This window comes from Ruegeria sp. C11 (genome assembly GCF_056537725.1).
Genome location: NZ_JBQFSB010000005.1, coordinates 156133 through 177311 on the forward strand (window position 1 = coordinate 156133; position 21179 = coordinate 177311).

At 59.1% G+C, this 21179-nt stretch carries 22 protein-coding genes; 1 reads left to right on the plus strand and 21 read right to left on the minus strand.

Annotation, left to right across the window (positions count from 1 at the left end; translation table 11 throughout):
• Window positions 1–141 precede the first annotated feature (141 nt).
• The 17 genes from folD to ruvC all read right to left on the minus strand — a co-directional run bounded on the left by folD (window position 142) and on the right by ruvC (window position 15583).
• Window positions 142–1032, minus strand: a complete 891-nt coding sequence (folD, locus tag ACR0NA_RS11380; RefSeq protein ID WP_480451154.1) for a bifunctional methylenetetrahydrofolate dehydrogenase/methenyltetrahydrofolate cyclohydrolase FolD — start codon at window positions 1030–1032, stop codon at window positions 142–144.
• Between the two features lie 54 nt (window positions 1033–1086).
• On the minus strand, window positions 1087–1392 hold the full coding sequence (locus ACR0NA_RS11385; protein WP_480451155.1) for a chorismate mutase: 306 nt from the start codon (window positions 1390–1392) through the stop codon (window positions 1087–1089).
• A 57-nt stretch (window positions 1393–1449) separates the two neighbouring features.
• Window positions 1450–3126 (minus strand): formate--tetrahydrofolate ligase, encoded by a 1677-nt coding sequence (locus ACR0NA_RS11390; protein ID WP_480728955.1) that lies wholly within the window; start codon window positions 3124–3126, stop codon window positions 1450–1452.
• Window positions 3127–3291: 165 nt separating this feature from the next.
• Window positions 3292–3867, minus strand: coding sequence for an MOSC domain-containing protein (locus ACR0NA_RS11395; RefSeq protein ID WP_480728957.1), 576 nt, complete (start codon window positions 3865–3867; stop codon window positions 3292–3294).
• 97 nt (window positions 3868–3964) lie between these two features.
• The gene (ftsH, locus tag ACR0NA_RS11400; RefSeq protein WP_170651399.1) at window positions 3965–5881 is read right to left on the minus strand and encodes an ATP-dependent zinc metalloprotease FtsH; all 1917 of its coding nucleotides are present in this window, start codon (window positions 5879–5881) and stop codon (window positions 3965–3967) included.
• Window positions 5882–5958: 77 nt separating this feature from the next.
• Window positions 5959–7212 (minus strand): tRNA lysidine(34) synthetase TilS, encoded by a 1254-nt coding sequence (gene tilS / locus ACR0NA_RS11405; protein ID WP_480728960.1) that lies wholly within the window; start codon window positions 7210–7212, stop codon window positions 5959–5961.
• On the minus strand, window positions 7209–8036 hold the full coding sequence (gene ybgF, locus ACR0NA_RS11410; RefSeq protein WP_480728962.1) for a tol-pal system protein YbgF: 828 nt from the start codon (window positions 8034–8036) through the stop codon (window positions 7209–7211). Before ybgF ends, tilS begins: the two co-directional genes overlap by 4 nt.
• Window positions 8037–8040: 4 nt before the next feature.
• The gene (pal, locus tag ACR0NA_RS11415) at window positions 8041–8544 is read right to left on the minus strand and encodes a peptidoglycan-associated lipoprotein Pal (protein WP_170651396.1); all 504 of its coding nucleotides are present in this window, start codon (window positions 8542–8544) and stop codon (window positions 8041–8043) included.
• 85 nt (window positions 8545–8629) lie between these two features.
• Window positions 8630–9949: a Tol-Pal system beta propeller repeat protein TolB gene (tolB, locus tag ACR0NA_RS11420; protein ID WP_170651395.1), complete on the minus strand. Its 1320-nt coding sequence runs from the start codon at window positions 9947–9949 to the stop codon at window positions 8630–8632.
• Entirely contained in the window at window positions 9946–11034 is a 1089-nt protein-coding gene (locus ACR0NA_RS11425; RefSeq protein WP_480728964.1) for an energy transducer TonB, read from the minus strand. Before ACR0NA_RS11425 ends, tolB begins: the two co-directional genes overlap by 4 nt.
• 9 nt (window positions 11035–11043) lie before the next feature.
• On the minus strand, window positions 11044–11517 hold the full coding sequence (tolR, locus tag ACR0NA_RS11430) for a protein TolR (protein WP_480728966.1): 474 nt from the start codon (window positions 11515–11517) through the stop codon (window positions 11044–11046).
• Between the two features lies 1 nt (window position 11518).
• The gene (gene tolQ / locus ACR0NA_RS11435; RefSeq protein WP_170651392.1) at window positions 11519–12214 is read right to left on the minus strand and encodes a protein TolQ; all 696 of its coding nucleotides are present in this window, start codon (window positions 12212–12214) and stop codon (window positions 11519–11521) included.
• A 107-nt stretch (window positions 12215–12321) separates the two neighbouring features.
• Window positions 12322–12705 carry a tol-pal system-associated acyl-CoA thioesterase gene (gene ybgC / locus ACR0NA_RS11440; RefSeq protein ID WP_480728968.1) on the minus strand — a complete coding sequence of 128 codons (384 nt, stop codon included), beginning with the start codon at window positions 12703–12705 and terminating at the stop codon, window positions 12322–12324.
• On the minus strand, window positions 12705–13325 hold the full coding sequence (locus ACR0NA_RS11445; protein WP_480728969.1) for a hypothetical protein: 621 nt from the start codon (window positions 13323–13325) through the stop codon (window positions 12705–12707). The genes ybgC and ACR0NA_RS11445 overlap by 1 nt, the downstream gene beginning before the upstream one ends.
• Window positions 13326–13384: 59 nt before the next feature.
• Complete coding sequence (gene ruvB / locus ACR0NA_RS11450) at window positions 13385–14404, minus strand: Holliday junction branch migration DNA helicase RuvB (protein WP_480728971.1); 1020 nt, start codon at window positions 14402–14404, stop codon at window positions 13385–13387.
• Window positions 14405–14411: 7 nt separating this feature from the next.
• Window positions 14412–15089 carry a Holliday junction branch migration protein RuvA gene (gene ruvA / locus ACR0NA_RS11455; RefSeq protein ID WP_480728973.1) on the minus strand — a complete coding sequence of 226 codons (678 nt, stop codon included), beginning with the start codon at window positions 15087–15089 and terminating at the stop codon, window positions 14412–14414.
• The gene (gene ruvC / locus ACR0NA_RS11460; protein WP_480728975.1) at window positions 15086–15583 is read right to left on the minus strand and encodes a crossover junction endodeoxyribonuclease RuvC; all 498 of its coding nucleotides are present in this window, start codon (window positions 15581–15583) and stop codon (window positions 15086–15088) included. Before ruvC ends, ruvA begins: the two co-directional genes overlap by 4 nt.
• A 333-nt stretch (window positions 15584–15916) precedes the next feature.
• Between ruvC and ACR0NA_RS11465 the strand changes: the two genes are divergently transcribed.
• Entirely contained in the window at window positions 15917–16129 is a 213-nt protein-coding gene (locus ACR0NA_RS11465) for a DUF1127 domain-containing protein (RefSeq protein ID WP_170651385.1), read from the plus strand.
• A gap of 98 nt (window positions 16130–16227) precedes the next feature.
• Here the strand turns inward: ACR0NA_RS11465 and ACR0NA_RS11470 are convergent, their stop codons facing one another.
• From ACR0NA_RS11470 to ACR0NA_RS11485, 4 genes are all read right to left on the minus strand, one after another.
• Window positions 16228–16572 (minus strand): hypothetical protein, encoded by a 345-nt coding sequence (locus ACR0NA_RS11470; RefSeq protein ID WP_480728977.1) that lies wholly within the window; start codon window positions 16570–16572, stop codon window positions 16228–16230.
• Between the two features lie 96 nt (window positions 16573–16668).
• The gene (locus ACR0NA_RS11475; RefSeq protein ID WP_480728978.1) at window positions 16669–17547 is read right to left on the minus strand and encodes a 50S ribosomal protein L11 methyltransferase; all 879 of its coding nucleotides are present in this window, start codon (window positions 17545–17547) and stop codon (window positions 16669–16671) included.
• Window positions 17548–17613: 66 nt separating this feature from the next.
• Window positions 17614–18846 (minus strand): MFS transporter, encoded by a 1233-nt coding sequence (locus ACR0NA_RS11480; protein WP_480728979.1) that lies wholly within the window; start codon window positions 18844–18846, stop codon window positions 17614–17616.
• 80 nt (window positions 18847–18926) lie between these two features.
• Entirely contained in the window at window positions 18927–21122 is a 2196-nt protein-coding gene (locus ACR0NA_RS11485; protein WP_480728980.1) for a primosomal protein N', read from the minus strand.
• Between the last annotated feature and the right edge of the window lie 57 nt (window positions 21123–21179).

Below are 21179 nucleotides of genomic sequence, written 5' to 3' on the forward strand. Positions count from 1 at the left end.
TGCAAGAAAACCGTTTGTTGGCCTCACTACGGAACCAGCCGAGTTTTTCGATGGTAAATTCACGTGGTCTCGGGTGAAAGGCGCGATGGCTGCGCGCGGCAGGCTTCACCGGGCCGCAAAAACTGCGGCCCGGGATATTACTCAGGCTGTCAGACCTTCGGGTTCAGGCAGGCCGTTGGCACGGCAGCAGGCCGTCAGGGTATTGGCCAGCAGGCAGGCAATGGTCATCGGACCGACACCACCGGGAACAGGTGTGATTGCGCCGGCAACCTGCGAAGCGCTTTCGTAGTGAACGTCGCCAACCAACTTGTTCTTGCCGTCACGCTCGATCCGGTTGATGCCGACGTCGATGACGGTGGCGCCTTCCTTGATCCAGTCGCCTGGCACCATCTCGGGGCGCCCAACAGCCGCGACAACAATATCCGCGCGACGGACAACGTCAGGCAGGTCCTTGGTGCGCGAATGCGCGATGGTTACGGTGCAGCTGTCACCCAGCAGCAGCTGTGCCATCGGCTTGCCAACAATGTTCGAACGTCCCACGACAACCGCATCCATACCGGAAAGCGAACCGTGGTGGTCACGCAGCATCATCAGGCAGCCCAGCGGCGTGCAGGGCACCATCGATTTCTGACCGGTACCAAGCAAGCCCACATTCGAGATATGGAATCCATCGACATCCTTGGCCGGGTCGATGGAATTGATCACCAGATCTTCGTTCAGATGCTTGGGCAGCGGCAGCTGCACCAGAATGCCGTGGACCGCCGGATCATTGTTCAGCTTGTCGATCAACGCCAGCAGATCCTCTTCCGAGGTCTCAGGATCAAGCTTGTGTTCGTACGAGTTCATACCGACTTCGACGGTCATCTTGCCCTTGGAACGAACATAGACCTGGCTTGCGGGGTCTTCACCAACAAGAACCACGGCAAGGCCCGGCGTGATGCCGTTTTCTTCTTTCAGTTTCGCAACCTGATCCGCCACTTGGGCGCGCACCTTGGCCGCAAAGGCCTTACCATCGATGACTTGGGCTACCATCCATTGATCCCTTCTTTCAAAAGCTGATCGGGCGCGATCATCGCGCCCGGTCGTTCAGTCCGCGCCGATCACACGTTCTTCACGCGCAATCGACCAGTCAATCAAAATTCGCCAGAGATTTTCGGCCAAGTCGGGGTCCATCCCCGCCTCGCCCGCGCTGGCGCGAACATTCTGCACCACTTGTTCGACCCGTTCCGGAATACGGGCTGGCAGTCGCTCACCCGGTTTCAACTCAGCGGCGCGGTCGATGTAACCTGCGCGCGTAACCAGCATGTCGATCAGATGCCGGTCAAGTTTGTCGATCTGAACTCGCAGTTCCCGCATCGTGGCGCAATCCTGCGGCGGTGTCAGAGTGGGCATGTCGGTCTCCTCATGGCCCGGGGATTCCCCGGACCACGAGATGTCGTATTCAGCGGCTTAGAACAAGCCCTCGATCTCACCTGCGTCATTGAGGCAGATGGTTTCAGCAGCCGGCTTGCGCGGCAGGCCGGGCATGGTCATGATCTCGCCGCAGACAACCACGATGAAACCTGCACCTGCGGACAGGCGGACCTCACGCACCGGAACCGAGTGGCCGGTGGGTGCACCACGCAGGCTGGGATCGGTCGAGAACGAGTATTGGGTCTTCGCCATGCAGACCGGCAGGTTGCCATAGCCTGCTGCTTCCCACTCGTGCAGTTGGTTGCGAATCTTGGCATCGGCCAGAACTTCGTCAGCACGGTAGATGCGCTTGGCGATGGTTTCGATCTTTTCGAACAGTGGCATGTCGTCCGGGTAGATCGGCGAGAAGTTCGCGGTGCCTGCATCGGCCAGCTCGACAACCTTGTGAGCCAGATCTGCAGAGCCTTCCGAGCCCAGTTCCCAGTGACGCGACAGAATCGCTTCGACACCATGTTCCGCACAGTAGTCACTGACGGCCTTAACTTCGGCATCCGTGTCGGTGACGAAGTGGTTGATGGCAACAACAACCGGCACACCGAACGATTTAACGTTCTCGATGTGGCGGCCAAGGTTGGCGCAACCGCTGACAACTGCATCGACGTTTTCCGCGCCCAGATCGGCCTTGGCAACGCCGCCGTTCATCTTCATCGCGCGCACGGTGGCGACCAGCACCACGGCCGACGGGGCGATGCCCGCCTTGCGGCACTTGATGTTCATGAACTTCTCGGCACCCAGATCGGCACCGAAACCGGCTTCGGTCACGACATAGTCGGCGACTTTCAGAGCTGTCTTGGTCGCGATGACCGAGTTACAGCCATGTGCGATGTTGGCGAACGGGCCACCGTGGACGAAGGCCGGGTTGTTTTCCAGCGTCTGCACCAGGTTCGGCTGCATCGCGTCCTTCAGCAGAACGGTCATTGCGCCTTCGGCCTTGATGTCGCGGCAGTAGACCGGGGTCTTGTCGCGGCGGTAGGCAACGATGATGTCACCCAGGCGCTTTTCCAGATCTTTCAGGTCGTTTGCCAGGCACAGGATCGCCATAACTTCGGACGCCACGGTGATGTCAAAACCTGCTTCACGCGGGAAGCCGTTCGATACACCGCCCAGCGAGCAGGTGATCTGACGCAGGGCGCGGTCGTTCATGTCGACCACACGGCGCCATGCGACGCGGCGCATGTCGATCTTCTGCTCGTTACCCCAATAGATGTGGTTGTCGATCATTGCCGACAGCAGCGAGTGGGCCGAGGTGATGGCGTGAAAGTCACCTGTGAAGTGCAGGTTCATCTCTTCCATCGGAACAACCTGCGCGTAACCGCCACCTGCAGCGCCGCCCTTCATGCCGAAGTTCGGGCCAAGCGAGGCTTCGCGGATACAGATCATCGCGTTCTTGCCGATGCGGTTCAGGCCGTCGCCCAGACCAACGGTGGTGGTGGTTTTGCCTTCACCTGCCGGGGTCGGGTTGATCGCGGTCACAAGGATCAGCTTGCCATCTTCGCGGTCCTGAACCGAGTTGATAAAGTCCTGGCTGACCTTTGCTTTGTCATGGCCATAGGGCAGCAAATCCGCGGATTCGATGCCGATTCTTGCGCCGATTTCCTGAATCGGCTTCTTGTTCGCCTCGCGGGCGATTTCGATGTCGGATTTGTAGCTCATTGGGCAGGGTCCCTGGTTGAATTCCGTGCAAAACCGACGCGCAGCGTCGGCGCTGTGCAATCCATACCGTTGTGTACAATTGAGATGGATATAGATTCCGACATAATCATGCCGTGAAGCGGCGTCGCCTCGATTCGGTGTGTTCTAATCCGCCGGACTAAAGCACTATGGCGCCCAGTTTCGCTGATCTGGCACAAACAAAGTCAATGCATCACCAACAGCCAGCGCGCCCGGACGTTCAACCCAAGCTGTGATGCCCCGGCGATTTTGGGCTGCCGGTTTGAATGCTGCCCCGTATCCCGGTGAAACCGACTCGATCTCGCGGCCGGGAATGACGCAGGGGCGGTTTTCCATATCCACGGTCAAAGTCAGACCGCCCGATGCCTGCAGCCGGGACGATGGTGGGATATGGGTGAAATCAGGTATTCCCCGCACGACGACGCTTGCCCCCAGCAGCGCCGGGTCAAGCCGGTCCAGCCCCATCTCGGCAGCGATTACATCCAGTTCTTCTGCCGACAACACCGTAAGTTGGCGGACATTCCGGATTTCGGTCCCCACCGGGTAAAGGTTTTTCACACGCACGCAGGAAGCGCGATTGACACCCTCGTGCCGGGCACCCCGATCACCCGGGAAATCCAGTTCCAGCGTATCAACAGGCGTCGCGCGCAACGATTGTCCATGTGGGACATGTCCAAGCCAGACAACTTCGCCCGAGAATTCCGTTTCGCGCAATACCGGCATGCGGTCCCTCATTCCATTCGATGATCACCGCGATACTAATAATCGGTACCAAAGGATTGAAAAGTAAAAAGACCCGGGAAATCCCGGGTCTCTTGGATCAGGCCGTCGGTTCAGGCTCCATCCCGCCTTCGGGTGGTGCCTTCTTGGGCTTGGTCTTGGGAATGGCGGTTACGCTTGGCGCGCTACCCTCATCCGGCTTGTCGCCTTCGTCATCACCATCGCCGGGCGACTCGCCGTTCATAACGCGTTTGATCTCATCGCCAGTCAGGGTTTCATATTCCAGCAGACCCTGCGCAAGACGCTCCCACTCTTCATTGTGGTCGGTCAGAATCTTGTGGGCGCGTTCATACCCTTGCTGAATAAGGTTTTTGACCTCTTCTTCGATCAGCTCTTTTGTATGAGCGGAAACCGAGAAGCCCGCCGTGTTGCCGGAATACCCTTCATGCGCTTCGGCATAGTCGATATTGCCAACCTTGTCGGACATACCCCAACGCATAACCATGGCGCGCGCCAACTGGCTTGCTTGCTGAATGTCACCCGCCGGACCGTTCGAGACGTGGTCTTCACCGTATTTGATGATCTCGGCAGCCTTGCCCGCCATGGTCATCGCGAGTTTTTGCTCGCACTCGTCCTTGTGCCAGTTCAGACGGTCGATTTCAGGCAGGGAAACAACCATACCCAACGCACCACCGCGCGGGATGATCGTTGCCTTATAGACCGGATCGCATTCGGGAAGAACCAGACCAACAACAGCGTGGCCCGCTTCGTGATAGGCGGTCTTTTCCTTCTGGTCCTGTGTCAGCACCATCGAGCGACGCTCGGCCCCCATCATCACCTTGTCTTTCGCGTTCTCGAAATCTTCCATGGTGACAAAGCGACGACCAACACGTGCAGCCATCAGTGCGGCCTCATTCACGAGGTTGGCCAGATCAGCACCCGAGAAACCAGGTGTACCGCGCGCGATGATGCGCAAATCGACGTCGGGGCCCAAGGGCGTCTTTCGGGCGTGGACACCCAGAATTTTCTCGCGGCCCTTGATGTCGGGATTGCCAACAGTGACCTGACGGTCGAACCGGCCCGGACGCAGAAGCGCGGGGTCCAGAACGTCCTTGCGGTTGGTGGCCGCCAGAATGATCACGCCTTCGTTCGCCTCGAACCCGTCCATCTCGACCAGCAACTGGTTGAGGGTCTGTTCGCGTTCGTCGTTACCACCGCCATAGCCTGCGCCACGATGGCGGCCCACAGCGTCGATTTCGTCGATAAACACGATACAGGGCGCGTTCTTCTTCGCCTGTTCGAACATGTCACGGACACGGCTAGCACCGACACCAACGAACATTTCGACAAAGTCCGAACCCGAAATGGTAAAGAACGGCACTCCTGCCTCACCTGCGATCGCGCGGGCCAGCAGGGTCTTACCAGTACCCGGAGGGCCAACCAGCAACGCGCCTTTAGGAATCTTGCCGCCAAGGCGCGAGAATTTCTGCGGGTTACGCAGGAATTCGACGATCTCTTCCAACTCTTCCTTGGCTTCGTCGATCCCAGCCACGTCATCAAAAGTCACGCGGCCATGCTTTTCGGTCAGCATTTTCGCTTTGGACTTGCCAAAGCCCATCGCGCCGCCTTTGCCGCCACCCTGCATCCGGTTCATGAAATAGACCCAGACGCCAATCAGCAGCAGGAAGGGCAACAGAGTGATGATGAAGGACTGGAACCCCGATTGTTGCTGCTTTTCGGCCCGAACGGGGATGTCCTTGTCGATCAGCAGTTTCGTTACCTCGGCATCGGTCGGCTTGATGGTCACATAGTCCTTGCCGTCATTGGTTCGATACCGGATTTGTTCGCCGTCCAGCGTCACATTCTTAACTTCGCCCGCATCTACCGCGCTGACAAAATCAGAATAGGTTCTTTCATGGCTCTGGAGCGTTCCACCGGTGCCACTGAACAGGTTGAACAGTGCCAGGATCAAAAGGAACAAGACGACCCAGAAGGCGATATTTCGAGCGTTGCCCAAGGAAATTCTCCCAAAACGTTTCGGCAATTAAGGGGACTGCCGGGTTATCCCTTAAAATAGAGATGATTGAGGCAGGTTCAATGCGATAAAAGCGATGCGTAAAACTCTTCGGCTTCGGCTTGGGTTTCGACCCGCCAACCGTTGGGAAATCCGGCCAGCGGTGCGGACAGCAGTTCCTCTCCGTCCCAAACTGCCGGAGTGGAAATCAGCGCGGCCCTTGGCCTTCCGGTCTCACGCCAGTCCGGAATGCGGCGCAATCCGTCTTCTCCCAAAGCTTTTACCCGGGCAGTATCAGAGCCTGCACCTGTCACAATCCACCTGCCATCCCAGCATTGCCCGGGGCGACAGATTTCATCGCGAACCGCGTTAAATTCCCTGAAAAACCGCACTTTACCGTTGGCAGGCACATACACACAGCCACCGAATACGCCTGACTCTCCGTTGCGCACTGACGCTAAGGCTTGCTCGACTGCGCCCTTGCGTGGCGGATATTCCTTACGGCCCATCCATGAAACGATTCCGGCGATCAACCGCCGAACGATTTCGTCTGGCAAGCCGGCAAGGCCATCGACGTCAACCAACACATCACCCGCATCCACCTGCGTTACCTTGCGTGCGGATTTCTGCGCAAACTGCTCCAAAGCTTCACGGGCTTGTGTCAGATTGTCGGCTACGCGTGAAAGTGTTTCCGCGGTAATTCCCAGCGGCGCGAGCCCGGCAAGCGCCTCGCGCGCCTTAATCCGGTCAAATCTGGTGTCCTGATTCGACGGATCCTCGACCCATCCAATACCTTCAGACTTCAGAAAGGTGCGCAAGCGCGCGCGCGTAATTCCAAGCATCGGGCGCAACAACTGCACGCCGTCCTGAAGACGCGTAACAGGCATGGCCGCCAAACCGGTGACACCGGCCGAACGCCCCAGCCGCATCAACACCGTTTCGGCCTGATCATCGGCGGTGTGCCCCAACAAAATGGCACCAATTCCGTTGCGCTCTGCCCAGTCGGCAAGCAACCGATACCGGGCGCGTCTGGCCTGATCCTGCAGGTTTCCCGATCCGTCCCATCCGCCCCAGTTCAGGATTTCGTGTGGAACATTCAGCCGCTCGGCGAGCTCGGCCACAGATGCTGCTTCTGCCGCGGAATCGGGTCGCAACCCATGGTCTACGGTCGCCGCCAGAACTTCGGTGCCTTCCTGTTTCGCGATTCCTGTGATCAGGCACAGTAAGGCAACGGAATCTCCGCCGCCGGACACGGCAACACCCAGCATTTTTGGTAACACCGAGGCAAGCCGCACCCGAATTTCGGCCCGAAGTGTATCTGCCTGTAAGGTCAAGAACAGCCCAGGGATGCCATCTCTTGTGTCGCATCCGCCACCGAAGTCGACGACGGGAAGCGAACCCCTACCTCGCCCAACGTTATGCAGGCCTGATCGGTTTGGCCCAACCGCCCAAGTGCCGCGCCAAGTTCAAACAGAGCCTCAGGCGCCACCGGACCTTCCGATGCGCCTGTAAAACTGGCAAGGAACGCCCGGGCTGCTTCGCGCGTGTCACCCAGACCTTCCAAAGCCTGCCCTCGTTTCAGATGCGCTTCGGGCGCCAGAGGACTGCCGGGATAAGAGGTGTCAAATTGCGCAAACATGTTTGCCGCAGTCTGGAAATCTCCATCGGCAAGAGCCTTTGCAGCGGCATCGAAATCTACCCGCTCTCCAATCGCCAGCTCACCTTGTTCATCACCGGCGGGTTGCGCGGGGTTCGAGGGATTTGCCGCCACCACGGGCGCATCACCACCACCCAGCGTCGAGGTTTCGCCAAGCGTGCTCAGGTCACCGCCTTCAAGTTCAACCAGCCGGAACTCTAGGTCGCCAATCCGGTTGGTTCCATCGGCCACGATGTTCTCGATGCGTTGGTTCATCTGCTCCGTCTGGCGCGTCAGGCGCTGCAACTCGGCCTCAATGGTATTCACCCGTTCCAGAACGGTATCGCCGGACAGGTTTGGCGCCGGAGAACCTGTGGTTGAAAACTCGCGCTTCAGACGCTGAATTTCGACATGCAGAATTGTCAGCTCCTGACGGATATCCGCCAGTGTCTGCTGATCCTGCGCCTGTGCAACACCAGCGGTCGCGATGACCGCCGCCAGAACCAAACCTGCAATTCGCATTCTGTTACCCCGTCGTTGAACCCGTCAGCACGGTCACGGCCCGACGGTTCTTGGAATAGCACTCCTCGGTGCTGCAAATCTCAATCGGGCGTTCCTTGCCATAGCTGATGGTCTGAAGGCGGTTGCCAGCAACACCGCGCGAAATCAGGTATTCACGCGCCGCATTTGCACGCCTTGCGCCAAGGGCCAGGTTGTATTCCCGCGTACCCTGTTCATCCGCGTGCCCTTCGATGGTCGCGTTGAAATCGGGGTTCGCCATAAGCCACTCGGCCTGCCCCTGAAGGGTCGTCTGCCCCTGTGCCGTCAGCGTCGACTGATCCACCTGAAACAGAACCCTATCACCGACCGCCTGCTGGAAATAGGCGGGTGAGCGCGGATCGCTGGGCGAGCCCGGCACAACCGAGCCACTGCCGGTTCCGCCTCCGCCAAGTCCGGATGGATCGTTGTTGCTGCAGGCGGCGATCAGCGTCAGCGCGCCCAGAGCAGCTATTTTGCCCAATACGTTCATTCCAATGCCTCGTGTTCGGTTTGTTATTGGCCTCTCTCTACCACAGCGACCGGACCTTGTGAACGCTGCCGGTAATCGGGCCAGATCAATTCTGCAACGGCGACCACGAGGGGTCGCTGGCCCCATCTGGCGTCCGTACAGGTCGCAAGTTCCGTCCGGTGATGTCCACCGAATACAGCGAGGACCGTCCGCTTGCCCCCTGTGTTTCCCGCGAGAACATGATGACCCGACCGTTGGGCGACCAGGTTGGCCCTTCGTCAAGGAACGAGGCCGTCAGCAAGCGTTCCTCGCTTCCATCCGTGCGCATCACGCCAATGTGGAACCGACCCTGATTCTGCTTGGTAAACGCCACCAGATCACCACGCGGTGACCAGACCGGCGTTCCATAGCGCCCCTGACCAAAACTGATGCGGGTCGCCTCACCTCCGTTGGCGGACATAATGTAAAGCTGCGGCGTTCCCGAACGGTCGCTTTCAAACACGATCTGCGTTCCATCCGGCGAATAGCTTGGCGCGGTTTCAATCGCCGGTGTGTTGGTCAGGCGCGTGCTCTGACCGGATGCCAGATCCATTTTCCACAGGTCGGTATTTCCGCCCTGCGTCAGCGAATAAACGATCGAGCGGCCGTCCGGCGAGAACCGCGGCGAAAAGCTCATCGTGCCTTCCTGTGTGTTCAAAACCTGCCGCTTCACCCGTCCGACATCCAGAACATAGATGCGTGGCGTGCCGCTTTCATAGCTGGTGTACAGCAGCCGGTCGCCAGAGGGTGAGAACCGGGGCGCCAGAACGATTGCCGCGCTGTCAGTCAGGTACTGAACATTTGCCCCGTCATAGTCCATGATCGCCAGTCGCTTGCGCCGCTGATCCTTGGGCCCGCTTTCAGAAACAAAGGCCACGCGGCTGTCAAAATAGCCTCCTTCGCCGGTGATCCGGCTATAGACCTGATCGGCCACCTTGTGGGCCATACGGCGCCAGCCATCGGTGGTTCCGGCAAATTGCAGCCCGTCCCCCATCTCCTGACCCGAAAAGACATCCCAAACGCGGAACCGGACCGTCAGGCGCTTGCCCGATACATTGACAGCGCCAGTGACCAGAGCCTGCGCGTTGATGGCCTTCCAGTCCGCAAACTGAACAGGCGCATCGAAACTGCTGACACGACTGATGAATGCATCTGATGATATTTCGCGAAACAGTCCCGTTCCGGTCAGATCCGCTGCGATGACACGGGATATATCGTTGGCATATTGCGTTGCCGCCGGACCGTCAGGGACGAAACTTGGCACCGCGAAAGGCAGCGGCTCGATCACGCCCTCGTCTATCTCAATTCGAAGCGGCGTGTTTTGTGCATAGGCCGGAGCCATCAACAGCGTCATGCCAACAAAGAGGCTGGTCAGAAATTTCATCATTTGATCCGCATCCTCTCGGGATTGAATGTCATTTCAATATCCTGCCACTGAGCAAATTTGTCAGCAGGCAGGTCATATCCTTTTGCGCCGCACCGAATAATTGCGCGACGCGCTGCCCCAAACGCCTGTTGTGCGGCCCCGGATGATCCGCCGGAGCTGCTGAGCAGACGAATACTCTCATTAATCGGGGTGCCGTCACGGTTCATTGCAACGCTGACAACCACGGTTGTCTTCAACGCGTCCGTCGAAAGAGAGCCAACATTCCAGCAATTCGAAACCGCCACGCGCAGCGCGTCTTTTTCGCCGCCGGTCAGCGGCGGGCCTGCGGGTGCTGTCGCTTGCTGTCCGCCCAAAGCTTCCTTGAGTGCATCATTCACGGCATCGCTTGTATCGGGTGTAGTATCCTCGGCCACTTCGGTTTCGGCAGGTGCCGGAGGTCGCGGTCGACGAACCTGCGGGCGCGGCGAGCGTTCCGGGGCCAGATCATCACTTTCTTCGGCTTCGGTCACGATCTGATCCGTTGCTTCCTCGGGCGCGGTCTGTTCCTGCTGATCCTGCTGCGTCTCGGCCCCTTCGTCTTGTGACACCGGAGGGGTTTCCACATCGTCAGGTTTCGCCTCCGGCGGTGGCGGGGCAACCGGCTGCGGCGCGACCTTGTCCGCTTGGCGTGGATTGGCCTCGGGACCGGGCGGAACCGGAAGCGCGGCTACCTGGGTGTCGGGCTCATCCAACGCCGGGGGTTGGTCAATCACCTCAGGTTCAGGGGGTGTCACAACCGGCTCGGGTTCGACCTCCGGCTCAGGCTCGGCAGGAACCACGGGATCGGGACGGGACTGTTCGTCCTCTACCGGTTGCGGCGCATTCACGTCTTCGGCAGGTTCCGGCGGCTGTTGCAGGTCAGGTAGCGCATTCGTCACATCCGGCACCTGCTGTGCCGTAGTCATCGCCGCAAATTCCTCAGCCGAAATCACGGATACATCCTGCGTGTCGAACGGCAGCGGTTCGGATCGGAACGTACCGCCAAACAGCGCCCATCCGACCAGTGTCACATGGGCAATCGCCGAGATCTTGGTGCCGGTCTGCAAATCGCGGCCTCACTCTCCACCTTCGTCCAGCGTCGGCCCGCCCGTATCTGTCACCAGACCCACATTGGAAAACCCGCCCGAATTGAGCGCGCCCATTACCTGCATCACCTGCGCATAGGGGATGGCGCCGTCGGCGCGCAAAAACACCCTGTCACTTGTTCGTTCAGCCGCAATTGCGCGCAGCTTGCCAATCAAATCTTCGCGCGCGACATCCGTCGTCTGGATCTGCACGCGGCCATCGGCGGTCAACGTCACGGTCAGCGGCTCTTCGTTATCACCGGGCAGCGCGTTTGCCGCCGTCTTGGGCAACTCAACCGGAACACCGACCGTCAACAGAGGTGCAGCCACCATGAAAATGATCAGCAGCACCAGCATGACGTCCACAAATGGCGTCACGTTGATTTCGGCCATGGGCTGCGCCCGGCCCCGCCGCCTGCCGCGCCTGCGACCGTTGCTCCCGTTCTGCTGTACCGCCGCGCCCATGTCAGCCGTCCAACTGACGCGACAGGATCGTGGCAAATTCGTCGGCAAAGGCTTCGTACCCCGCGACGATGCGATCACTGTCCGCGCTCAGCTTGTTGTAAAAAATAACTGCCGGAATAGCCGCCAAAAGACCAAGGCCAGTAGCCAGCAAAGCCTCGGCAATACCCGGTGCGACAACAGCCAGATTTGTGTTCTGCTGCTCGGCAATCTCGATAAACGCGTTCATGATGCCCCAGACCGTACCGAACAATCCGATAAACGGTGCGGTCGAGCCAACTGTCGCCAATACAGGCAGACCCTTTTGCAAGGTCTCGGCCTCTTTTGCGATGGCAACATCCATCGATCTGTCGATCCGCGCCTGCGCACCGGCGATCATGCCGCCATCGTTTCGGTGTGATCGTCGCCATTCGATCATGCCCGAGGCAAAAATCTTTTCCGAACTGCCATCGGGCTGAGTGCCAATCTGTTCAAACAGCTCATCCAGCGGATTACCGGACCAGAAGCTCTCATCAAAGTTCTGCGCCTCACGCCGTGCGGCGCGGTAGTTGATCAGCTTTTGGACAATGATGGCCCAGGACCAGAAAGATGCGATCAGAAGGATCAGCATCACCACTTTCACGATAAAGGTTGCGCGGGCAAACAGCCCCCACATGGAGAAATCGATCTCCTGCGCCAGCGCCAGCGTTTCAGCTTCCATAAACCTGCTCTTTTTTGCCTGATGGCCGTTCATTCAGCCTTGTTTTGCCGAACGCTAACGCAGATTGGGCCGAAAAGCCAACAGAACCACCCCCATGGGCCAAATTGTTACTTCAATGCGCGAATCTCTGCCGGAAGGCGGATCGGCTTGCCCTCGCTGTTGATGCAAACCGCTGTCACAGTGGCCCGGAAAATCTCGGTCTCACCACGCAGGACAAGTTGCGCCATCGTCAGCCGAACGCCGGACATCGACACCACCTCGGTCTCGACAATCAACTCATCGTCGAACTTGGCCGGGGCCAAATATTCGGCTTCGACCTTACGCACGACCCAGATAATCCCCGCATCGCGCATGGCGTTCTGGTCATTACCCAGATTGCGCACCCAATCGGACCGGGCTCGTTCGATGAACCGAAGGTAATTCGCGTGATAAACGACCCCGCCCATATCGGTGTCTTCGTAATACACGCGGATCGGGAAGGTGTGTTTCACTATGGACGCTCCAAACGGGCAAACAGACGCAATGCATGTGAAACGTCATGGGCCACTGCTGGCAAGACCGGATCGTAAGCGGACCGAATTAACGCTGCGATATCCGGGCGCAGAACAGTTGTGTCGGCCGCAACCGCCAGAGGAGACTTTTCACGAAATGCGCTATCGCTCCAAAGCAGAACGGTCTGGACAACCTGACTCAGTGCAAGCGTCTCGGCCGGAATCTTCGACAGCTCTTCATCCATTTTCAGGAATACGAAGGCCGCTTTGATCGCGCCAACTTCGTCAAACCGAAACACGCGATACTGATTGGCCTCTGCCTCGATCAAACGTTCAACCAAAGGCCCAAGATCCGCGATCAGGCGATCAAGATCGGGCACCTCAAGAAGCTCCTGCCATTCACGGAAAAAGAAGACCATGCAATTGGCCCCCAGTTCCGGATCGGTTTCGGCCATTTTGTGCCCGGCCAGCGCCACCACCGCCTCAAAGGCGCCTTTGACGACCGATAACGTCTGATCCTCGACCCCAAAAACGATCGGCACGATTGGCCGCCCCCAGCGGGCAAACAGAAACTCACCGCTTTCGCGCGTGAACAGCGCCTCAATCTCTTCCGGTGTCACGTTGCTTCCTCTTGCCTCAAATATCCACGTCGGAGGCATAAAATCTCTGGCGCGCCGCTTCAACCAAAGAGATCGCTTTGCCTCTTGGGCATAGCCATACCCAGATGCGCCCAGGCCTTTTGCGCCAGCATGCGCCCGCGTGGAGTTCGCTGAATCAGCCCTTGCTGAAGCAGAAAGGGCTCAATCACTTCTTCCAGCGAGTCCCGGCTTTCGGATAGGGCAGCAGACAATGTTTCAATTCCAACCGGGCCGCCGGAGTAATTTTCCGCGATCAGGCGCAAATACCGCCGATCCGCTCCGTCCAGACCAAGATTATCAACGCCAAGCCGCGTCAGCGCCCCATCGGCCAGCTCGCGCGTGATCCGGCCATTACCTTCGACCACGGCAAAGTCCACGACCCGCCGAAGCAAACGACCAGCGATCCGGGGGGTTCCGCGTGATCTGCGTGCAATCTCTCGCGCACCTTCGTCGTCGGCAGGCGCGCCCAGCTTGCGCGCATTGCGGGTGACGATCTCGTGCAATTCGTCGACCGTATAAAACTGCAACCGCGTCGGAATGCCGAACCGGTCCCGCAGCGGAGTGGTCAGCAAACCCATCCGCGTGGTGGCGCCAACCAGGGTAAACGGTTGCAATTCGATCCTTACCGTCCGGGCCGCCGGGCCCTCGCCAATTACAAGATCCAATTCGAAATCTTCCATCGCGGGATAGAGAACTTCTTCCACTGCCGGATTCAGCCTGTGTATCTCGTCGATAAACAGAACATCGCGCGCCTCGAGGTTGGTCAGGATCGCAGCCAGATCGCCCGCCTTGGCCAGAACCGGCCCTGACGTCATGCGAAAATTCACCCCCAGTTCGCGCGCAATGATCTGCGCCAGCGTCGTCTTGCCCAATCCCGGCGGGCCGTGAAACAACGTGTGATCCATCGCTTCATCCCGCTTGCGAGCGGATTGAATAAATACCCGCAGATTAGCGCGCGCCTCGGCCTGTCCGATGAATTCATCCAGCCCCTGCGGACGCAATGCACGATCATTGTCTTCAGGCAGCGGCTCGGGTCTCAGGGCGGGGTCCGCGTCAACCATCAATCACTCAACCTTTCGGAGCCAGAAGTTTCAGCGCAGCGCGGATGAGGTCCGCCTCGCCCGCATCCGGCAGATTGGCCGCAGCTTCGGCCACAGCTGAGGCTGCATCGGACGGACCGTATCCCAAATTGGACAGGGCCGAAAGCGCGCCAGCCGAGGCCGCAGCACTACCAGACGCCGGTTGCGGCGCACGCCTTGGGGCCGGGGCCGCATCCACCACCTCAACAACTTCCGGTGCGGGGCCGTCCATTGCCGAGGCAACCGTGCCACCCATTGCCATGACACCCGGAGCCTTGTCCTTGAGGTCCAGCACAATCCGCTGCGCCGTCTTGGGACCCACGCCCTTGGCCGCCTTGACCGCACCCCAGTCACCCAGCGCAATGGCCCGGCTGACACCATCCGGCCCCAGCGCCCCCAGAATGGCCAGAGAAACCTTGGCGCCCACCCCCTGCACGGAACACAAGAGCCGGTGCCATTCCTTTTCGACCAGCGAAAGAAAGCCGTAGAGCTGCATCAGATCTTCGCGCACGACCATGTCGGTATAAAGGGCTACGGCTTCGCCCACCCCCGGAAGCGCGGCCATCGTCCGATCCGAGCAGTAGACCAGATATCCGACGCCACGAACATCGATCAGAATGTGATCCGCCGCCCGATAATCCAGCCTGCCGGTCAGTTTTCCGATCATGCCCGCACCTCTTTCAATCGCGTTTGTTGTGCCTTGCCGTAATAGGCGTGACAGATCGCAATCGCCAGCGCATCAGCAGCATCGGCCCCCTTGGGCTGACATCCCGGCAATTGGAGCTTTACCATATGCAGGACCTGTTCCTTTTCGGCATGACCGACACCCACAACTGTTTTCTTAACCCGGTTCGGAGCATACTCGCCCACCAGCAAGCCGGCTTTCGCCAGTGTCAGCAAAGCCACACCCCGGGCCTGACCCAGCTTGAGCGTGCCCGCCCCGTCCTTGTTCACGAAGGTCTGTTCGATGGCGGCCTGATCGGGCCTATGCTCGGCAATCACTTCGACAATCTGATTGTGCAGCGACAACAGCCTCTCGCCTAGATCGTCCCCGTCCGAGTGGCACAGTCCGTTCGCAACGTGACTCAACCGGCTGCCATGCGATTCGATGACGCCCCATCCCAGGGTTCTCAACCCCGGATCAATGCCCAGAATCCGCATTTTTTGCCTCGGCCTGCTCGGGTTTTGTGACTTTTTTCATGCACTAGCACGAAACATGAACATTTTCCAAGCAATTTGACACGAAGGCAAAAACGACACGGGTTGTTCCAACGCGACAAAACCGGTCACTTCCCGACATGGAATATCCTGAATCCGACCAAGTTTATTAAGTTCAATTTACCAATAAATTAAGGGGACTTAACGCTCGGCGAGCCTTGCAAAAATCGCATAGGACACATGCATTTTCATCTCTTGTGAAACAAATATGACATCACTAGATGCCCGTCAGATCGCAAGATCGAAACGTTGACACAAACCAGAAGGAAACAGGATATGGCTGCACTGGACACCACCCGCACCACCACTGGCTCGTTCGGCCTCGTTGGCCGTATCGGCGCAATTTTTGCATCGGTCGTAAACACCGTTGTTGAATGGAACGATGCCCGCGTAACCCGCAACGCGCTGAACGGTCTGACTGACCGCGAACTGGATGATATCGGCCTGTGCCGCGGCGATATTGATATCGTGGCCGAAGGCCGCCACTAAACGCGCCACTCACAAAGTTGCCCTGCAAAAAGGGCTACAAGAACACCGCGGGCTATTCGGCACGCGGTGTTTTTTTTATCTCCGGACAGTTTTTAGGATCAGGGCAGAACTTTGCCCAACTGGGCCGCCAAAAAGCTCGATACCGGCTCGGTCTGCATCACCCATGCCCCGGCCTTTTCGACAGGCGTTCCATCATTCAGCCGCGAGACCCGCGCCTCGTAGGATGTCGTGCCCAGACTGGCCATCAAAAATGCCTTGAAGGCAAAAAAGCATAAAACACACAAGACCAGAAACCGCATCGGGATCGCCGACCGCACACGTTGCGGTTTCATCACCACCAGACCATCCGGGCGCATCTGGGTGCGATAGCCCCGGCTCATCTTTTGATGTTTCTTTGCCAGGCGACTCACGCGCTGGTCGAATTCCAGTTGTTTCCCTGTCATGGCAGCCTCCGAAAACCGCCCCCCTACGAATCTAGGACGGTAGACAGAGAATGCGTCAAAAGAGGGGCAAAAAACCACAAAGCTCCTCAAAACGACCTAATTTAAGCCTTCTTTCCTTAAAATCAGCGTTGTCCACTCACCAATCTCACCCTTATTGACCAGATTGACGCCATTTTCGGAATAAACGGAAATGACTTCAGCCGCCTGTTCGTTAAGGATTCCCGACAGGATCGCGTATCCTTCGGGGCGCAGGTTTTGTGCAATCTCGGGGGCAAGCGCGATCAGAGGCCCTTTGAGAATGTTGGCGAATATCAGGTCATAGGGGGTATTGGATTGCAAATCCGGGTGATCGAATCCCGCCGCTTCGATGCACCGGACGGTCCCTTCCATCCCGTTTGCGCGTAAATTGGCCTCGGCAACGTCCACGGCCACCTGATCGATGTCGCTGGCGATGATATCACCATCCCAGACCCGCGCGGCAGCCATTGCCAAAACGGCGGTACCGCAGCCGATATCGGCCACCTTGGATGCCGTGAAACCACCACTCAGCAGGTGGTCCAGTGCCTTGAGGCAGCCCAGTGTCGTGCCATGGTGACCGGTACCAAAGGCCATCGCGGCCTCGATTAACAGAGGGATGCGCCCTTCGGGTAGCTTGTCGGCGTCGTGACTGCCGTAGACAAAGAACCGCCCAGCTTCGACCGGGGCCAGCTCTCGGCGTACGTGGGCGACCCAGTCCGTTTCGGGCAGCTCGGACACCACAAACGGCTTGGCCTCGAACGCAGCGGCCAGAACGGCCAGCGCGGTTTCATCCGGTTTCTCCGTGAAATAGCCGCCGACCTCCCACAGGCCCGATCCGTCTTCGACCTCGAACACGCCAACGCCGGTGGGTTCCGGGTCCAGACGCTCCATCGCTTCGCCCAGACCTTCGGCGGCCTTTTTGCCGGTCAGAGTGGTAAGCGCGGTGAATGTGGGCATGGGGGCCTCCTGTCTCAGTTGCCACAGCGCCTAGGGCCATGGGCAACAGAGGTCAAGCCATGCCACTTATTCTGCAGGCGCCGGGGTGTATTTCGACAGGATGGTTTCGTTGCCCGGCTCCGGGTGGCGCGGGATCAGCAGGGACAGGGCCAGCGACACCATCGCCATGGCGGCAGCCAAGGCAAAGACTGCACCGGGTGAGACCACCCACAGCAAACCCAGCAAGGCGGGCAGGAACACCGCGGCGATGTGGTTGATCGTGAACGCGACTGCAGCCGTCGGCGCAATATCCGCCGGATCGGCGATCTTCTGAAAGTAGGTCTTCAACGCCAAGGCCAGCGCGAAAAGCACATGATCGATCACATACAAAGTCGCCGCCAGAACCACGCCCCAGCCAAACCAGTAAATACCGCCATAAGCTGCAAAGACGATAGCCAAACCGGCATACTCGAAGATCAGCGTACGGCGTTCACCGAACACCGAAACCGCTTTGCCCAACAGCGGTGCGGCCATCATGTTAATCATCAGGTTGATCAGGTAAAGGCCGGTCAACTCGTGCACTTCGAACCCGAATTTCTCGACCATCATGAAGCCCGCAAACACTACAAAAATCTGCCGCCGTGCCCCGGCCATAAACTGCAGTGCGTAATACAGCCAGTAGCGGCGGCGCAGCACGATTTTCTTTGTCTGCGGCGTGGGTGCATCGAATTGCGGATAGGCGATCAGGCAGAACAGGGCCAACAGCACTGTCACCCCGCCTGCTGCTATGAACACGAAGTTATACGACAGATCAAAACGATCCCAGGTCAGCACGATCAAACCATACACAACCGCCGTAGCCGCCGAACCCATGGCCACCAGCCAGCCCAGTACCTGCGGAGCCCGATCCTTGGGCAGCCATTGCAACTGCAAAGACTGGTTTACCGTTTCGTAATAGTGAAACCCGATTGAGCTGAAGAGCGTGACAAACAGCAACCCGCCAAGGCTGGGGAACCACGCGGTCACAGCGGTCGCCACGCCCAGCATCATCAGCGAGATCATCGCCAACACCTGTTCGCGGATGAATATGATCACCGCAATCACGCCCACGGCCAGAAAACCGGGGATTTCCCGCACCGTGTGAAGCAGGCCGATATCCGCGCCATCGAAACTCGCCACCTCGATGACAAAGTTGTTCAACAGCGCACTCCACGCGTTGAAGGCGATGGGCATGGTCAACGCCATCACGAACAGGAGCGTCACAGGTCGGCGCCAGAACGGAAGGCTCTGCGCCTCGGAAAGCGGCATGGGTTTCAGCATGGGACTCCGTCTACGCCCATTTTCCGGCTTTGGCGAGGGGGAAGCAGATCATGCACAGCCACCCTGCGTGAATGCAGACGTCAGTAGAAACTCTGCGGGTCGATATCCACCGTCAGACGAATGTCACCTTTCAGACGCAACGGTGCGATCCAGCGTGAAATGGCGTCCTGAATGGGTGCGCCCTTGGGAGCCTTGACCAGCAGGCGCACCCGATGCCGCCCCCGGATACGCGCAATTGGTGCCGGGGCCGGGCCGAAAACTTGTGCACCGATCTGCTGCAAGGGCGCATCATTGCGCGCCATGGCGTTGCCGATGTCGAAAACCGGGCCGACCTCGGGGCCGGACAGGACGATTCCGGCCATACGGCCAAAGGGAGGAACACCCGCCGCCTGACGCCCGGCGGCTTCGGCCTTCCAGAATCCTTCTTCGTCACCCGACAGGATCGCCCGGATCACCGGGTGCTCGGGCTGGAAGGTCTGCAACAACGCCTGACCCGGTTTATCCGCGCGGCCAGCACGGCCAGCCACCTGTCGCATCAACTGGAATGTCCGCTCGGCTGCGCGCAGGTCCGCGCCGTGCAGGCTGAGATCGGCGTCGATGACCCCCACCAGCGTCAGTTTGGGAAAGTTGTGCCCCTTGGCCACCAGCTGCGTACCGATGACGATATCTGCATCACCCTGGGCAATCTCTTCGATCTTGGCCTTCAGCGCCCGCGCCGAGCCGAACAGATCGGAGCTGAGCATGGCGATTTTCGCCTCGGGGAATGTCGCCTCGGCCTCTTCAGCCAGCCGTTCGATCCCCGGCCCGACCGGTGCCAGTTTGCCTTCGACCCCGCAGGACGGGCATTCTTCAGGCATCGGTTTGGTTTCGCCGCATTGGTGGCACATCAGGCGCTTCAGGAACCGGTGCTCGACCATCCGCGCATCGCAATGATCGCACGCGATTTGCTCTCCACAGGCCCGGCACAGGGTCACAGGTGCATAGCCACGACGGTTGATGAACAGCAGCGACTGCTCACCCCGTTCCATGCGCTGCCGCACCGCTTGCCGCAGCGACGGAGAAATCCACGTCCCCGGCTGCATCTGCTCGGCCCGCATGTCGATGGGCTTCATTTCAGGCAGTACCGCCTCTCCAAAACGCGAGGTCAGATCCAGCCGCTCATACTTGCCTGCCTCGGCATTGGCCCAGCTTTCCAGCGACGGCGTTGCGCTGGCCAGAATGACGCGCGCGCCACAAATGGCCGACCGCAGAACGGCCATATCGCGCGCACTATAATGCACTCCATCTTCCTGCTTGTACGAGGTGTCGTGTTCTTCATCGACAACGACCAGACCCAGATTGCGAAACGGCAGAAACAGCGCCGAACGCGCGCCCACAACCAGTTGCGCATCCCCCTGACCGACCATCCTCCAAACCCGACGGCGTTCGGTCATGGTCGCGCCTGAATGCCATTCCGCCGGACGTGCGCCAAACCGCGCCTCGACCCGGGTCAAGAACTCAGCAGTCAGGGCAATCTCGGGCAACAGAACCAGCGCCTGCCGCCCCATTCGCAGCGCCTCTGCCACGGCCTCCAGATACACTTCGGTCTTGCCGGACCCGGTGACGCCTTTCAACAGGGTCGTGCCATAATCGCCTGTCCTCTGCCCGGCTTGCAGCCGCGCCACCGCCTCTGCCTGATCCTCGGTCAGATTCTTCCCCGGCAAATCCGGATCAAGATGCGGATAAGGCAGATCACGTGGACTGTCCTCTTCCCTTACCGCGCCTTGTTTCACCAACCCTTTGACAACCGAGGAAGTCACCCCCGCCTGCTCTGCCAGTTCTTTCAGCGTAAAGGCCAGCCCGCCATAGTCACGTAAGACCTCCAACACGCGGGTCCGCGCGTCGGTCATCCGGTCAGGTTCACCCTTACCCAACCGATATATCTTGCGCATCGACGGCGGGTCGCCCAACCCTGGCGCGCGGGTGGCCAGCCGCAGCATCGCGGGCATCGGTGTCAGCGTATAGTCGGCCACCTTGCCCAGAAACACGCGCATCTCTTCGCGCATCGGTGCAACTTCAAGCACCCGAATAACCGACCGGGCCTTGCTGAGCTCAAAGCCGCCCTGCCCCGGCCCCCAGACCACGCCCAACACCTTTCGCGGCCCCAAAGGAACCTCGACAAAAGCACCCAGAAAGCACCCGCCCTCGGGCGCTTTGTAGTCCAGCGTCCGGTCCAGCGGCTGGGTGGTCAAGACCGCCACCAGTTCGCCTTGGTCGAAATACTCCTGACTGCTCAATGCGCGCCTTTCCTTGGCAGGGGTTTCGGCAGGTGTTTCTTTGAGGTAAAGGCATCC

Bases quoted from the DNA above. Each gene is read 5' to 3' on its own strand.
- tolR (WP_480728966.1), bottom strand. From the start codon at position 11,517: ATGGGCGCGGCGGTACAGCAGAACGGGAGCAACGGTCGCAGGCGCGGC.
- ACR0NA_RS11475 (WP_480728978.1), bottom strand. From the start codon at position 17,547: ATGCCCACATTCACCGCGCTTACCACTCTGACCGGCAAAAAGGCCGCC.
- tolB (WP_170651395.1), bottom strand. From the start codon at position 9,949: ATGATGAAATTTCTGACCAGCCTCTTTGTTGGCATGACGCTGTTGATG.
- tolQ (WP_170651392.1), bottom strand. From the start codon at position 12,214: ATGGAAGCTGAAACGCTGGCGCTGGCGCAGGAGATCGATTTCTCCATG.
- ACR0NA_RS11390 (WP_480728955.1), bottom strand. From the start codon at position 3,126: ATGAGCTACAAATCCGACATCGAAATCGCCCGCGAGGCGAACAAGAAG.
- ruvC (WP_480728975.1), bottom strand. From the start codon at position 15,583: ATGCGGATTCTGGGCATTGATCCGGGGTTGAGAACCCTGGGATGGGGC.
- ACR0NA_RS11395 (WP_480728957.1), bottom strand. From the start codon at position 3,867: ATGCCGGTATTGCGCGAAACGGAATTCTCGGGCGAAGTTGTCTGGCTT.
- ACR0NA_RS11480 (WP_480728979.1), bottom strand. From the start codon at position 18,846: ATGCTGAAACCCATGCCGCTTTCCGAGGCGCAGAGCCTTCCGTTCTGG.
- ACR0NA_RS11470 (WP_480728977.1), bottom strand. From the start codon at position 16,572: ATGACAGGGAAACAACTGGAATTCGACCAGCGCGTGAGTCGCCTGGCA.
- ruvA (WP_480728973.1), bottom strand. From the start codon at position 15,089: ATGATCGGAAAACTGACCGGCAGGCTGGATTATCGGGCGGCGGATCAC.
- pal (WP_170651396.1), bottom strand. From the start codon at position 8,544: ATGAACGTATTGGGCAAAATAGCTGCTCTGGGCGCGCTGACGCTGATC.
- ACR0NA_RS11385 (WP_480451155.1), bottom strand. From the start codon at position 1,392: ATGCCCACTCTGACACCGCCGCAGGATTGCGCCACGATGCGGGAACTG.
- ACR0NA_RS11465 (WP_170651385.1), top strand. From the start codon at position 15,917: ATGGCTGCACTGGACACCACCCGCACCACCACTGGCTCGTTCGGCCTC.
- ybgF (WP_480728962.1), bottom strand. From the start codon at position 8,036: ATGCGAATTGCAGGTTTGGTTCTGGCGGCGGTCATCGCGACCGCTGGT.
- folD (WP_480451154.1), bottom strand. From the start codon at position 1,032: ATGGTAGCCCAAGTCATCGATGGTAAGGCCTTTGCGGCCAAGGTGCGC.
- ruvB (WP_480728971.1), bottom strand. From the start codon at position 14,404: ATGGTTGACGCGGACCCCGCCCTGAGACCCGAGCCGCTGCCTGAAGAC.